At 68.9% G+C, this 15,403-nt stretch carries 8 protein-coding genes; all 8 read right to left on the minus strand.

The window, feature by feature from the left end:
- Positions 1-17: 17 nt before the first annotated feature.
- The 8 genes from pks13 to NRB56_RS12395 all read right to left on the minus strand — a co-directional run bounded on the left by pks13 (position 18) and on the right by NRB56_RS12395 (position 15,292).
- A complete protein-coding gene (gene pks13, locus NRB56_RS12360) occupies positions 18-5,378 on the minus strand; it encodes a polyketide synthase Pks13 (protein WP_153341583.1) in 5,361 nt (1,786 codons plus the stop codon).
- Positions 5,379-5,504: 126 nt separating this feature from the next.
- Positions 5,505-7,418 carry a long-chain-fatty-acid--AMP ligase FadD32 gene (gene fadD32 / locus NRB56_RS12365; RefSeq protein ID WP_153341585.1) on the minus strand — a complete coding sequence of 638 codons (1,914 nt, stop codon included), beginning with the start codon at positions 7,416-7,418 and terminating at the stop codon, positions 5,505-5,507.
- Between the two features lie 305 nt (positions 7,419-7,723).
- Positions 7,724-8,659 (minus strand): cutinase family protein, encoded by a 936-nt coding sequence (locus NRB56_RS12370; protein WP_153342088.1) that lies wholly within the window; start codon positions 8,657-8,659, stop codon positions 7,724-7,726.
- A gap of 50 nt (positions 8,660-8,709) precedes the next feature.
- Positions 8,710-9,264 carry a DUF732 domain-containing protein gene (locus NRB56_RS12375; protein WP_153341587.1) on the minus strand — a complete coding sequence of 185 codons (555 nt, stop codon included), beginning with the start codon at positions 9,262-9,264 and terminating at the stop codon, positions 8,710-8,712.
- Between the two features lie 154 nt (positions 9,265-9,418).
- Positions 9,419-11,242, minus strand: a complete 1,824-nt coding sequence (locus tag NRB56_RS12380; protein WP_153341589.1) for an alpha/beta hydrolase-fold protein — start codon at positions 11,240-11,242, stop codon at positions 9,419-9,421.
- 258 nt (positions 11,243-11,500) lie between these two features.
- The gene (locus tag NRB56_RS12385; protein WP_153341591.1) at positions 11,501-12,571 is read right to left on the minus strand and encodes an alpha/beta hydrolase; all 1,071 of its coding nucleotides are present in this window, start codon (positions 12,569-12,571) and stop codon (positions 11,501-11,503) included.
- Between the two features lie 365 nt (positions 12,572-12,936).
- A complete protein-coding gene (locus tag NRB56_RS12390; RefSeq protein ID WP_319942895.1) occupies positions 12,937-13,884 on the minus strand; it encodes an alpha/beta hydrolase in 948 nt (315 codons plus the stop codon).
- Positions 13,885-14,278: 394 nt separating this feature from the next.
- The gene (locus NRB56_RS12395) at positions 14,279-15,292 is read right to left on the minus strand and encodes an alpha/beta hydrolase (protein ID WP_153342092.1); all 1,014 of its coding nucleotides are present in this window, start codon (positions 15,290-15,292) and stop codon (positions 14,279-14,281) included.
- Positions 15,293-15,403 lie beyond the last annotated feature (111 nt).

Below are 15,403 nucleotides of genomic sequence, written 5' to 3' on the forward strand. Positions count from 1 at the left end.
CTCCCCTCGGATATCGGTCAGCTGCGTTGTATCTCGGTCAACTTCGCGGTCAGGTCGGCGCCGATCGTAGCGATCCGCGGTTCATCGACTATCTGGAGGTGATCGCCCGGGATGTGGATGATCTCCAAGTTCGGGATGTACTCGTCCCAGCCGCCATTGGGCCGGCGGTCGGCGAAACGCGGTTCCAGCTCGATGATTCCGTCGTGGTATCGATCCGCAAGGTACAGCACGGTATCACCGTCATACCGGCTGGGTGTCACCTTCTGCAACTCGCGGCTCTCCACCCAGGAGGTGCGCTGATGCTCCAGCACACCGCCGGGGATCTGCACACCGGCGAATTTGATGAGTTCCGAGATGATCTGGAACTGCTCGGCATCGTCGACGCCGGCCAGTTCCTCCATCTGCTCCTGATCCAATTCGCCGTTGAATCCGTAGGTCTTCTTGGCGAAGGCCTGGTACCGCTCGATCCGGCGGACCCGCTCCTCGGGGGTGTCGACCTCGTTGTCCACCGGCAGCGCCAGATCGATCAGGCCGACCAGCCGGACATCGGCGCCCTCGGACCGCATGATCTGCGCGACCTGCAGCGCGAACACCGCTCCCAGCGACCAGCCGTACAGCACATACGGACCCTCCGGCTGCAGTTTGCGGATCTCCGGAATGTACTGCCGCGCGCGCTCATCGATGGAACCTTCGACCCGCTCGAAGCCGTACATCGGGGTGTCGGCTGGCAGTCGCTTCAGCAGCGGCTCGTACACCAGCGTGTTGCCGCCGGAGGGATGAAACACGAAGACCGGCACGGTCGCCGCTCCGTCGGGCCTGGCCCGCAGGGTGCGGACGAAGCCGTCGAGGCTGCCGCCGTCCTCCTGATGCCTGCGAACGATGTCGGACAGCTGCTCGATGGTCCGGACCGCCCGCACCTCGGCCGGATCGACCGTGGCGCCGACCCGTTCGGACAACCGCTCCGACAGCTTGCCGGCGAGTTCGCCGTCGATCGCGGGCAGCAGATTGAAGATGCCGCCGGCCGACTTGCCGGTGACGGTCGCCCAGGTGGCGTAGGTGAGCCGCTCGGCCGCGTCGCGCGGGGGCACGTTCTCCTCGCGGCCGGCCTCGGTCCGCACACCGGATTCGGCGGCAGCCGTGGCGGTTTCGCCGCTGGTCTCGGAATCGGCCGGGGCCGTGGCGCTTTCGGCGGCGACGCCGAGACCGGCTGCAGCCGTGGCGGTTCCGTCGATCACACCGGATTCCGAAGGGCCGGTACCGGTTCCGTCGACGGTCTCGGAACCGCTTGCCTGCGTGGCGGTCCCGACCCCGGCGGCGGCCTTGGCGGCGGCCGCCGGATCGGCGCCGGATTCGATGGCCGCACGGGCCGCGGCGACCACGGTCTCGTCGACGGTCAGTGTGCCGCCGCCGGCGGCCAGCGCCTCGACCTCGTCGCGGTGTTCGATGGCGTACCGCAGCATCTTCGCGACCTCGTCGAGGCTCGCGTCGCGGACGGCGGCGATCTGCAGCTGCGGGATGTCGAATTCGTACTCGACCCGGTTCTTGATCCGCATCGCCATCAACGAGTCCAGGCCCAGCTCCATGAGCGGGATCTCCATCGGCAGATCCTCGGGCGCGTAGCCCATGGTCTCGGCGACGATGCCGCGCAGTCGCGCGTCGATGGTCTCGGTGCTGTCCGGACTCCAGCGCTCGCCGAACGACGCACCGGTGTCGGCCGAATCCTCCTGTACCGCAGCGGTTTCGCGCGGCGCCGGGGTTTCGGCGGGTGCCACGGCGGTCACGGGCAGCGGGGCGCCGGAGCTGACGACCGCGTCGAACAGCAGCCGGAACCCGTCGCTCCCGGCGGCGTGCACCTGCACCGACGCACCGCCGGGATGCGGTGTGAGCGTGGTGGTCAGCAGGCCGCTCGCCGGCACCGCGGCCCGGGCAACCGAGGCGCCGAGCGCGACATCCGCGAGCACCTGCGCCGCGGCGGCGGTCACCAGCGCGCCGAGATCGGTGACGACATCGGCCGACACCTCCCAGGCGTGCCGGCCGTCCGGCAGCGCCACGTGCGAACCCGGCACCCGGCCGGTGCCGGAACCGCCGACCGCGATGTTCGCCTTCGGCCAGTACTCCTTGCGCAGGAACGCCGTACGCGGCGCGTTCGCGAACGGGCCCGCGGGCAGCAGCGAGCTCAGGTCCACCGGATGGCCCTGCGCGTACAGCTGGGCCAGCGCGGCGACCACCGCGGCGGACTCGTCCTCCTTGCGCTTCAGCGTGGGGATGAGCGCCGCGTTGTGCACGCCGGCCGCGTAGGTGGTGCCCAGCACCTGCATCAGCGCCACCGAATTCGGCGCCAACTCCAGATAGGTGGTGATGCCGTTGTCGACCGCGTGCCGCACCGCGTTGGTGAAGTACACCGAGTGCCGCATGTTGGTGACCCAGTAGTCCACGTCGTGCACCGCCGGATTGCCGGTCGGGTACACCGCGTCGCGATGCACGGTCGAGTACAGGTCTACCCGCAGCGGGGTGGGCTCGATACCGGCCAGCTCCGCGGAAAGCTCACCCAGCAGCGGATCCATCTGCGAGGTGTGTCCGGCACCGCGGGTCGGCAGCACCCGGGCGAACTTGCCCTCGGATTCGGCGCGCGCGACGACCGCGTGCACCTGCTCCGGCGGGCCGCCGATCACGGTGTTGGTCGGCGCCGCGTAGACCGCGACCTCGAGGTCGGGATAGTCGGCGAGCACCTCGACGATGGCGTCGGCGCTGTACTCCACCAGCGCCATGTTGCGGACCTGATCGTCGGTGAGGGCCTGCTCGGCCTCACCCATCAGCCGGGAGCGGGCGCTGATCACGCGCACCGCGTCCTCCAGGTTCAGGCCGCCGGCGATGTACGCGCCCGCGGCCTCGCCCATCGAATGGCCGACCACGGCCTCCGGCGCGGCGCCGTGCGCGCGCAGCACCTCGGCCAGGGCGACCTGGATGGTGAAGATGCCGACCTGGGACGTGCCGACGTCCCAGTCCTGCTCGTCGTCCAGGATCATCTCCCGGACCGAGTAGCCGGTCTCGAACTCCATCAGCTCGTCGACCTTGTCGACGGTCCGGGCGAAGATCGAATTCTCGTGGTAGAGCTGCTTGCCCATCTTGCGGTGCTGCGCGCCGAAACCGGCCAGCACCCACATCGGGCCGTGCGCGGCCGGGGCGTCGGCGGTGAACACGCCGGGACCGGGCTTGCCGGCGGCGACAGCCCGCAGGCCCGCGATCGCCTCCTCGTGCGTGGTGGCGAGCACCACGCCGCGGGACCGGCCGTGGTTGCGCTTGGCCAGGGTGCGGGCCACATCGGCCAATGGCGTCGACGCGCCCTCGGCTGATTCCAGCCAGTCGGCCAGATCGGTGGCCGCGCGGCGGCGACGGGACGGCAGGTAGCCGGAGACCGGGAGGATCACCGGCAGCGGGGTCGCGCGCGCGGCGGTCCACTCCGGCTCGTTCGCGGCGGGGGCCGCATCGGCCTGCGCGACGATCGCTTCCGCGTCGGCGATCACCTCGGTGGTCTCGTCGTCGAATTCGTCCTCGACGTCACCCTCGAGCTCGGCCTTGGCCGCCAGCCCGGCGGGCACCGCGAACTCCTCGCCGGTCGGCTCGGCGGCGGGCACGTACTCCTGGATGACCAGGTGCGCGTTGGTGCCGCCGAAGCCGAAGCCGGAGACGCCGATGGTGGCGGTGCCGCTGTAGCGCGGGAATTCGGTCGGCTCGTCGACCACCCGCAGCCGGGCCTGGTCGAACGGGATGTACGGGTTCGGCCCGGCGTAGTTCACGCTCGGCGGAATGACGTTGTGCTGCAACGCCATCACCACCTTGGCCAGGCTCGCCGCACCGGCCGCCGACTCCAGGTGGCCGAAATTGGTCTTCGCGGAACCGAGCAGCACCGGCTTGTCGGCGTCGCGGCCGCGGCCGATCACCCGGGCCAGCGCGTCCGCCTCGATCGGATCGCCGAGCAGGGTGCCCGTGCCGTGCGCCTCGACGTAGTCGACGGAGGTCGGCGCGATGCCCGCGTCGCGGTAGGCGCGGCGCAGCACCTCGGCCTGGGCATCCGGGTTGGGGGCGAGCAGGCCGTTGGAGCGGCCGTCGTTGTTCACCGCGGAACCCTTGATGACGGCGTAGATCTGGTCGCCGTCGCGCTCGGCGTCGGCGAGGCGCTTGAGCACCACCAGGCCGCCGCCCTCCGACCGGACGAAACCGTCGGCATCGGCGGAGAACGCCTTGACGTGGCCGTCCTTCGCGATCGCGCCGTTCGCCTCGAAGCCCAGCGTCGCGGCGGGCGCCACCAGCATGTTCACGCCGCCGGCCAGCGCCACGTCGGCCTCGCCGGAGCGCAGCGCGCGCACCGCTTGGTGCACCGCGACCAGGGTGGACGAGCACGCGGTGTCGACGGAGACCGACGGCCCGCGGAAGTCGTAGAAGTAGGACACCCGGTTCGGGATGATCGAGGACGCGCTGCCCATCAGCGAGTACGCCTCGGCCGACACCGGCACGTTCGGATCACGCTCGGCGGACAGCCCGAGCGCCGCGATCAGCATGAAGTCGTTGGTGGACGAGCCGATGAACACGCCGACCGGCTCACCCTTGAGCTCGTTCGCCGGGATCCGCGCGTGTTCCAGCGCCTCCCAGGTGAGCTCCATCATCAGCCGCTGCTGCGGGTCGACCCGCTCGACCTCCAGCGGCGACATCGCGAAGAATTCGGCGTCGAAGCCCTTGATCACGTCCTGATCGAGGTACCCGCCCTTGGTGTTGGCCGCGTCGATCGCCGCCGCCAGCCGCGGATCGGAGGTGAACTCCGACCACCGGCCCGGGGGCCGTTCGCGGATGCCGTCGCCGCGGGCGGCGAGGAATTCCCAGGTCGATTCGGGAGTGTCGCCCGCGCCCGGCAACCGGGTGGACAGGCCGACGATCGCGACGTCGTGCGCGTCGCCCGCGAGGTGGGCGGCGGTGTAGAACGCCTCGTCGAGCGGGCCCTCCGGGACGTCCGGCTCGCCGTTGACGATCCGCTCGGCCAGCGAGGCGATGGTCGGGTGCTGATACACGATCGTCGCGTTGAGCGTGACGCCGGTCAGCTCCTCGATATCGCCGCCGAGAGCGAGCGCGTCCCGCGAGGCGAGGCCGAATTCCTCCATCGGCCGGTCCACGGTGATCTGCTCGATCGGCTGCCCGGTCGCGTCGGCGACCCAGCGGCGCAACCACTCCCGCAACTCGGCCACCGAGAGATCGGTGGTGGGTGCAGGGGTGCCGCCCGATTGCCCGGCGGCGGTGCCGCCCGATTGTTGGGCAGCCGGGGTGGATGCGACGGCGGTTTCCGCGGCGCCGTCGGCGGTCTGGGGGAATCCCTCGTTGTCAGCCATCAATTCCTCAAGCTACCTGTGTCGGGGTCTTGCACGGCGGGGATTGACAGCTGGTGTCGCCGTCACGTGCCGAATGTACCGAAATCCCGGCGGCAGAAGCTGCCGCCGGGACCGAGGGAGTGCGAGTCAGTCCTCATCCGGTGCATCGGGGAAGGCCTGCTGCGTGTAACCGCCGCGGAGGGTGCCCTCCAGATAGGCGGCCTTGCAGGCCCGGCGGGCGATCTTGCCGCTCGAGGTGCGCGGGATCGACCCCGCGGGCACCAGCAGGATGTCGCGGGCGGTGACGCCGTGGCGCTGGGAGATCGCCGCGCGCACCGCGTCCGCGATCGGCTCCGGATCGGCCTTGCCGGCGCCCGGGCCGCGCTCGGCCACGATCACCAGCTCCTCCGAGGAGTCGTCCGCGTCGAACTGCAGGCCGGTCTCCGCGAACACCTCGGCCGGCAACTGATTCGCCGGAACCGAGAACGCGGCGATGAAACCGGGCCGCAACGCCTTGCTGGACTCCTGGGCCGAGTACTCCAGGTCCTGCGGGTAGTGGTTGCGGCCGTCGACGATCACCAGGTCCTTGACCCGGCCGGTGATGTAGAGCTCGCCGTCCACGTACACGCCGTAGTCGCCGGTGCGCAGCCAGATGCCGTCGGCCGGAGTGCCGGTGGCCTTGCTGCCCACCGGGAGCCGGTTCGGCAACAGGTTCTTGAAGGTCTTCCGGGTCTCGTCCTCGCGACCCCAGTACCCGATGCCGATGTTGTTGCCGTGCAGCCAGATCTCGCCGACCTCGCCCTCGGCCAGTTCGCGGGCGCCGGCGGGATCGTCGATCGACTCCCCGTCGACGATGGCCGCCCACTGCGACACACCCACATAGCCGCAGCTGACCTGGGCGATCGAATTCGCCGTGCCCTGCTCGACCCGGACGATGCGGCCCGCGTTGAGCTCGGTGCGGTCGACGTAGATGACCTTGGCCTCGTCCTCGTGCCGGGTGGCCGATACGAACAGGGTCGCCTCGGCCATGCCGTAGCACGGCTTGATGGCCGTCTTCGGCAGGCCGTACGGCGCGAACGCCTCGTTGAACTTCTTCATCGAGCTGGTGGTGACCGGCTCAGAGCCGTTGATCAGGCCGATCACGTTCGAGAGGTCCAGCGATTCGCCGTTGCGCGGCAGGCCGCGCGCGGCGGCGTGCTCGAAGGCGAAGTTCGGCGCGGCGGCGAAGGTGCCGGCGCCGTCGGACACCGCGGCCAGCTCGTGGATCCACCGGTAGGGCCGCCGGACGAACGCGCTGGGCGACATGATGGTGATGTACTTGCCGCCGATCGCGGGCACGATCACGCAGAGCAGGCCCATGTCGTGGAACAGCGGCAGCCAGGTGACACCGCGGGAGCTCTCGTTGAGGTCCAGCGCGTGCACCATCTGCAACACGTTCGTGCCGACCGCCCGGTGGGTGATCTCGACGCCGGCTGGAACGCGTGTCGATCCGGAGGTGTATTGCAGGTACGCGATATCGTCGACCTTGATGTCCGGGCGCACCCAGGAATCGCCGAGGGTATCGGGCACCGCGTCGACGGCGATGATCCGCGGCCGCTGCGGGGCAGGCAGCGAACGGAACAACTGCCGCACCCCGGCCGCCGACGAACTCGCCGTCAGGATCGCCGACGGCTTGCTGTCGCCGAGTACCGCGTGCAACCGGTCGGTGTGACCCGGCTCGTCGGGGTCGAACAACGGCACCGCGATGCAGCCGGCATAGATGGCCGCGAAGAAGGAGATCACATAGTCCAGCCCCTGCGGCGCCAGCACCGCGACTCGGTCACCGGGCTTGGTGACCTGCTGGAGGCGGGCGGCTACCGCGCGCAGCCGGACGCCGAACTGCTTCCAGGTCAGATCCTGGTACTCACCGTCGCGCTCGCGTGAGTAGTCGATGTATCGATAAGCAAGATCATTCGCATCGTTGCGGGTGTGCTTCTCGACGTAATCGACCAGGGTACGGCCCTCGGGAATTCTGATGTTCCCGGTTTCGTCCAGGTAGTCGTCGAAAGTCTCGTCCGTCATTCCTTCTCCTCCGAGGCACACGCAGCACGGCGTCGTCGCCGCTGTTGCCTGTGAGGCCCCGACTGTCCATGCCTGCGGGCGCTCGAGTGCTACTTGCGAGCCTGCCTGCGGTTATTTGTGGCGGTCTGCGCGGTGACCGCCAGTTCGGCCAGATGTACTCGAGCCAGGGCTATGTTACAGAGCAGCGACGGGAGGAGTCTCCCGAGAGTGCGATCACCACCGGCTGCCTCCTCGAGTCGGATTCACCTTCACTGTGCCTTTGGTGTGGACGAGGAATTTACCACCGGAACCGCCGCCGGACCGGATCAGGAGTGGGCCGGATGCGGGGCATCGGAGATGATGCCCTCCGCCCACAATGTGGTCCACTGGGTCGTGGTGGTGCCCTTGTCGTCGACCTCGAACCCGCTGTACATCGCGTGCACCGGATTACCGGCCGCCCGCACCAGAGACAGCACGCTGGGGATGATGTTGACCGGGGTCAGCGCCTGCCGGGGCGCGTCACAGATCAGGTCGCCGGGCGCGCAGATGGTGAAGGTCCGATCGGCGACGGCGCCGAAGCCCGCCCGCGGTCCGGTCATGGTGATTCCGGGCACGTTGAGACCCTTCAGCGCCACCTCCGCCCCCACTCCGGGCGGTGCGGCGCCGACCTCGGTCGCCTGACCGGGCCCGATATCGCGGCGGCCGTCGGCGATGAGCATCGTGCCGAGGACCAGATCGGCCGGCACCGGCCCGCGGTTCGCGCCGATCTGTGCCGCGAGATCACCGGCGATCACCGCGCCCTGCGAGAAACCGACGATCACATAACTGGTGAGCGGGCAGGTCTTGTTCATCTGCGCCAGCTCGTCCTGGGCCCGCTGGGTGCCCTCGGAACGGCTGTTGTTGTAGGACTGCTGCCCGTCCGGCGGCAGCGCGACCGGATTGGAGAACTGGGCCACGTACGGGACCGTGTAGATGTCCAGGCGGCTCTGCGGGAACTGCGCCCGGACCGGGTTCGTGACGTTGAGCAGCAGCGACAGCGGATTGGCCGTCGGATTGCGCGGATCGTCGTCGCTGCGGGACTCCCAGGTGCCGGGAATCGACAACAATTGCACGTCCGGGCAGCTGGCGGGCTGGCTGGTCGGCCGCTTCGGCCCCGGCGGCGTGGGCCCGGGCGGCCGTAGCCGACCGGCCAGCAGGTACCACAACAGCAGCACCACGATCACCACGATCGCGACCGCCGCCAGCGCGATCAGGCAGCCCATGCCGCGCCGGCGCGACCGCGGTCCGCGCTGCGGGTATCCCGGACGAGCGTTCACTTGTCGCAGTAGGTCGCGCCGGCGACGTCGATATAGATCTTCCCGGCCTGCTCCACCGGCATCTTCTGCTGGTCGAAGGACGGATCGGCGCCGGCCATGGCGTTGACGTACGTGGTCAGCTCCGAATCGGCGGCACCGGCGGCCTTGCTCTGGCAGATGTACTGGGCCGTGGTCAGCGCGATGTCGGGGCTGGACGGATGCACCCCGCGCTTGTTCAGCTCGTCCAGGAACGCCTGATCCTTACCGGCCAGCGGGGCATCGGTGGTCGGCTGCGCGGGCTGCGGCCGCTCGGCGACGGCCGACGTGGTGGTCGTCGGCGCGGGGGCCGGCGGCTGCGGCTGCTGCGCGGAGGGCTGATCGGCGACCGCGCTGGTGGGCGACGATGCGGCGGTCGTGGTCGAGGTCTTCAGCGTCGGCGTGCTCGAGGCGGTCGAGTCGTTGTGACCGCAGGCGGTGAGGAAGAACACGGGCGCCAGTGCGAGGGCGGCGCACGCCGCGGTTGTCCTACCGCCGGCGAACGCCGCGGTTGCCTTACCACGAATCCGGAGCATGAATATGGTTCCTCGATCTGTTTTCGGGATAGGTCGCCACCCAGGCTAACGGCAACGCGCACCTTCGGGGCGCGGCAAGGACGAACCTCATGCAGTTCTCAGACCGAGATCCGCGATCGGACCGGTTCGCCGGCGGTTTCCGGAATCTCGCATCTCAGACGCCGTGCACCTCGGCCCGGCCGTCGTGCACGACCACGAATCCGGTCTGGAAGTTCTGCTGGGTGCCGCCCGGTATCGGGAATTCGTCGCTGATCGGGAAGCCGAGCCGGCCGTTCTCGAAGCCCTGCTGCCCCCAGGCGTCCATGATCGGGCCGTTGCGCACCGCCCACGCGCCCGACAGCGGACTCCAGTAGATGTTGCCGCCCTCGAACCGGCTGAACCGGCCGAAATCCTTGAGGGGCTCCTCCCCCGCGGTCGGGAAGCCCAACGGGCCGCCCTCGAAGCCCAGCTGCGCGTATTTGCCGAGGACCAGTCCCTGCACCCGGTGCGCGCCGGACTTCTCGCTGAAGAAGATCGGCCCGTTCTCGAAGCCCTGCACCACGCCGTCCTTGCCGGGGGTGCGCGCCTCCGGGCCGGTGGGGTAGCCGGCCGGGCCACGCTCGTAGCCCTCCCGGCCCCAGGCGTCGAGGATGGCGCCGCGGACCGCCTGTGCCCCGGTACGGGGACTCCAGTACACGGTGCCGCCGCTGAAGGCCTGCATCCGGCCCGCGCCGTCCGGCAGCGGAACCTCGTCGCCGATCGGCAGGCCGAGCGGCCCGCCCGGTCCGACCGCGCTCTCGTAGCTGCCGCCGATCATGCCGCCGACCGGATGCGCGCCGCCGACCGGCGACCAGATCACCCGGCCGCCGTGGAAGTCCTGCGCGACGCCGCCGGTCACCGGATATTCGCCGGTGACACAGTCGCCGAGCCAGCCCGCGGCCTGCGCCGCCGCGGCGATGTCGCCGCCGACCCCGCAGTCCCCGCGGTCGGACTCCACACCCAGCGCGGCGGCCGCCTGCGGCCAGGACTGCCGCATCTCGAAATCCCAGTACGGCCAGGAATGCGTTCCGGACTGACGGTATTCGACCGTCACCGGAATCTGCAGCTGGCCGAGTTTGGCGATGAAATTCTGACTCGTCAGCCGGGACAGTATCTCCAGTCCCATACCGGTGTAATTCGTACTGACCAGCGGGATGTCGGACGGGCTGTCGTAGTTGCCGGTGGTACCGCTACCGGCGGAAATGTAGAGACTCGTGCCCCGCAACTTATCCGCGAGGTTGTACGGGTCGTGCGCGGCCCATTGGTCGTCGGTGGGCGGGCCCCACATGGCATTGGAGTCGAACCCGCCCGCGTCCCGCATCGCGAACGTGATCGCCTGCGGCATACCGAGCGTGGTGGTGGTGAGGTAGCCGGAGTACGCGGAGGCGAACTTCGCGAAGCCCGGATTGCGCCCGGCCAGGAACATCGCGGCCGTGCCGCCCATCGAAATACCCTCCAGTCCACGGACATCCGTGGTCCGCCACTGACCCTCCAGCAGCGGCGGCAGCTCCCTGGTGAGGAAGGTCTCCCACTTGTAGTTGTGGCCGTTGTCCGGTTCGAGCCAGTCGGAGTAGAAGCTGGACTCGCCGCCGATCGGCAGCACCACGGTGACATTCTTGTCGGCGAAGAAGTCCTGTGCGCCGGCCTGTTTGGTCCAGCCGCTCTCGTCGTCGGCGGCTCGCAGCCCGTCGAGCAGGTACATCACCGGGAACCGCGCCTCGGGGTGGGTGTTCCAGTCCCGGGCGAGCAGCAGCTGCACCTGGACCGGCGTGCCCATCGAGGGCGAGTTGATCCACAGCGCGACCCGGCGATCGGTGAGCCAGATCGCCTGCTGGATCACGGCGGCCGGCGCCGGCATCGCGGACTGCTGGGCCTGCGCCGGCCCGGCGACGAGACCGGCGGTCAGCGGTAGCAGTGCGGCGGCGGCCAGCGCCGCGCCCCGCCGAGCACCACGGAACATCCTCCCCGCATCATTTCGCGCTGCTGCCACGACCATGTTTCTACCGTCATGCCAGTGGGTAACCACGCAGGACGCGCGGAGTAGCGCAATCGATTCCGGGCAGTTCCCGGACATTTGACCACAATGCCTGGAAATAACTGCCCGGTCTCGCACATCGGTGAAACGGCCACGATCACCGGTGAAACGCCACTGCCCCCGGCGAGATGCCGGGGGCAGTGGGCAATTCGTTCCGGGCGCCCGATTTCGGGCGCCGCGCTGTTATCCGGCGCTGGCGCCGAGCGCCGCCAGGATGCCCGGGCGGGCCTTGCCCAGCTCGTCCTGCCAGTACAGCCAGGAGTGGGTACCGGCCGACGGGAAGTCGTAGCTGGCGGGGATGTGCAGCGAGTTCAGCCGCGCCTGGAAGGCCCGGGTGCTGACCATCGAGATGGCCTCGATGCCCATCGCGGTGCCGGTGTTGAACACGCCCACCGCGCTGTTCGGGTGATCGTACTGACCCGGCAGACCGCTGGACGCGGAGATGTACATCGGCAGCCCGCGCAGCTGCGGCGCGAACACCATCGGGTCCATCTTCAGCCACTGCGGGCTCCACGGCACCGCCAGGGCGTCGCAGTTGAACCGGCCGGCGTCGAGCATCATCGCGCGAATGGCCTCGCGCATGCCGGGAGCGTTCCAGTTCAGCGGGCCCGAGAAGGAGGCCGCGTACTTGAACTGATCGCGGTGGAAGGCGCCCAGCCGCAGCGCGGCGGGACCGCTCATCGACAGACCGGCGACGGCCCAGTTCTTCTGCGAGACGCCGTAGTTGTTCGCGAGGTAGGCGGGCAGTTCCTGGGTCAGGAACGTCTCCCACTTGTAGGTGAACTTCTGGCCGTTGGTGTTGCTCGGGGAGGCCCAGTCGGCGTACCAGCTGGACTGTCCGCCGACCGGCATCACCAGGGTGACGTCGTCGTTGGCGAACTGGTCCTGAGCGTTGGTCTCGAACGACCAGGCGTTGCGGTCGTCACGGGCGCGCAGGCCGTCGAGCAGCAGCAGCGCGGAGCTGCCGCCGTTCTTCGCCCACTGCACCTGAACCTTGATCGGGCCCATGACCGACGGAACCATCAGTTCGTCGTAGCCACCGCCCGGAGTGCGATGCACGGAGTTGACCACGGGGCTCGCGGATGCGACTGCCGGGATCACCGCTGCTGCCGCGAACGGGACAGCCACGGCTGCGGCCCCCACAGCGAGAAGTCGTGTGCGCCAACCGGACCGAGATTCTCGCCGACGCGACCGGAGACTCTCAGTCGCGAGCGCCGAATCCGCTACCGGCGCGGCGGACCTGCCGAAACGCATGGATACTGCTCTCTTTCTTCTGCTGTGTCTGCTGTTGTAGTCGCTGCCGTCGGCGCAGTGGCCGGGCCGCCACCTACGAACTGGTCACACTTGCGCTCGCTGGACGATATTCGACCGCCCAATCGTTAGCAAGACGGTATCGCCCGGCTGACCGAAATCCGCCCGTGCGCCTTTCGTAATCGTGTAGTGACCTTACCGCGTCCGCCCGTTGCTGTCGCGCTGTCGAAAGCTCTGAATCGACAGCATTTTTCACGTCTGGTTGTCCACATATGGACAACCAGCAGGCGATGGGATGCGGTGCCGCGATGTCTCGCCACGCCACACACAATCGCACTGCTGGTTGTCCGTTGTGTCCCTCTCGAATACTAGAGGTGTTCGTTCAGATCCGGCAGCATCTTGACGACCTCGTCCGTCCAGTAATGCCAACTGTGCACACCGACCGGGGTGTAGTCGAAGGTCGCGTTGCCGGGACCGCCGCCGTCCCAGCTGGCCTGGAAGGCCTTGGTGTTCCCGAGCGCCACGGCCTCGAGCACCTGGGCGTTGACCAGATGGAAGAGGTCCATCGGTGCGTTGATCTGGTCGCGCTGGCCGGGAATGCCGTTACCCGAGGAGACCCACAGCCGAGTCCCGTTGGCGCGCAACAGATTGACCTCGTGGGTGGGATCGTTGCGAGTCCAGCGCGGATCCCAGGGGAAGCCCCACATCGCGTCGATGTTGTAGCCGCCCGCGTCCATCAATGCCAGCCGCAGGGCCTCGCGCATACCGAGCCCGGACGGATTCAGATAGCCCGAATAGGCCGCGGCGTACTTGAACTGCTCCGGGTGATAGGCCGCCAGCGTGACGGCCGCGGAACCACCCATCGACAGGCCCATGACGGCGTTGCCGACCGGGCTGAAGCCGAGCCGGTCCCGCATCGCGTTCGGCAGATCCTGGGTCAGGAACGTCTCCCAGGCGTACGGCTTGGCCTGGCCGTTGGTGTTGCTGGCCGCCGCCCAGTCGGAGTAGAAGCTGGACTGGCCGCCCACCGGCATCACGATGTTGATGTTGTACTGCGACACCAGCCGGGGGACATCGGTGTCGATCTCCCAGCCCGACAGGTCGTCCCGCGCGCGCAGACCGTCCAGCGCGTACAGCACGCGGCCGGTGTTGCCGTCCGCGGCCCGGAAGATCCGGGACTTGATCGGCCCCATGCTGGAGTCCACCCAGAAATCGAATCCGTCCTGGCTGAACGCCGCCTTCGTCACCGGCGCACCGCCGATCGCCAGGACGGCGGGCAGCGCCACCGCCAGCGCGAATCCCGCGAGCCCGCGCACGAGCCGCCGGACCCGGCCGCCATTTCCGCCGCCGGGCCTTCCTTCCCTCTCTCCCTCGGCGGCAACCCTTTCGCGTATCCAACGAACCCGCATCGACTCGACCTTTCGCCCGTGCGATCACGCGGTGACCGCAACCGAAGTGCTTGACGATCGACTCTCGACACCGAAGGCTTCCCGTGGTGACGAAGGTTTCGGCGTTGTGACTTGCCTGCTCTTCTATAGGCAGGGGACCCTGTCCGATTCAGGGGGAAACACCCTCCTTTATCGAACCGTGACGTAAACCCGGTATTTGCCGGATCGTCACGTCGCATAAAAAGGACTCGGCCCGGGGAGCGGTGTCCCCGGGCCGAGCGGTGCGAGCGGTCGTCGCCTGGTCGGCGATTCGCGGTGGATGTCAGCCGATATTGGCCGAGAGGTCGGGCAGCATCCGATTGACCTCGCTCTCCCAGTAGCGCCAGTTGTGCACGCCGATGTTCGGGAAGTCGTAGGTCACGTTGCCCGCGCCCAGCGTCACCATGCGGACCTGGAACGCGCGGGTGTTGGCCAGCGCCAGGCCCTCCAAGCCCATGGCGTTGACGGTGGCGAAGGTGGGCCCGTCCGCGGCACCGGGCAGGCCGCTGCCCGCGGAGATCCACAGCCGGGTGTTGTTGGTCTTCAGTCGGGGGGCGAACACGAACGGATCCATCCGCAGCCACTGCGGGCCCCACGGCGGCGCCATCGAGTCGATGTTGTACCCGCCGGCGTCGATCATGGCCGCGCGCAACGCCTCTCGCATACCGGGCGCCGACACGTTGAGGTAGCCGGAATAGGAACCGGCGTAACTGAACTGGTCCGGATGGTAGGCCGCCAGCGTCACCGCGGCGCTGCCGCCCATGGACAGGCCGAACACGCCGTTGCGAGAAGTGCTGAACCCCAGCCGATCCCGCAGCGCGTTGCGCAGGTCGCGGGTGATGAAGGATTCCCAGTCGTACCGGTAGCTCTTGCCCGGGCCGGCCGCGAGCACCTGCAGCCCGCCGGAGCCCGAGGAGGATCCGGAGGCCGAACCGGACGAGCCGGCGACCGGCGGCAGGCCCAGGAAGGAGCTGGCCGCGTTCCAGTCCGCGTAGAAGCTGGACTGGCCGCCGACCGGCATCACGACATTGATGTTGGCGGCGGTGAGCGCGGCGGCGACGTTGGTCTCGGCCTCCCAGCCGCTGATGTCCTCGCGGGCGCGCATACCGTCCAGCGCGTATACGACCCGGCTGGTGTTGCCGTCCGCGGCGCGGAAGATCCGCGACTTGATCGGGCCCATGACCGGTGAATCAACCCAGAAGTCCATGGCCGACGGATCGAACGCGGCCGCCGCGGTGCCGGCTCCGCCGACCGCGACGCTCAGCGGCAACACCACAGCCAGCGCCATTCCGAGCATCGCCCTGGTCAACCGGGCGGCACGCCGGCCCGGGTTGCTGTGCCGCGCCCGGAAAACAGTCACCCCACGCATATTTCGATCGGCCTTTCGGTTGTACGGCCCAGCGCGAAC

Source organism: Nocardia aurantia, from assembly GCF_009604425.1.
Taxonomy (GTDB): Bacteria; Actinomycetota; Actinomycetes; order Mycobacteriales; family Mycobacteriaceae; genus Nocardia; species Nocardia aurantia.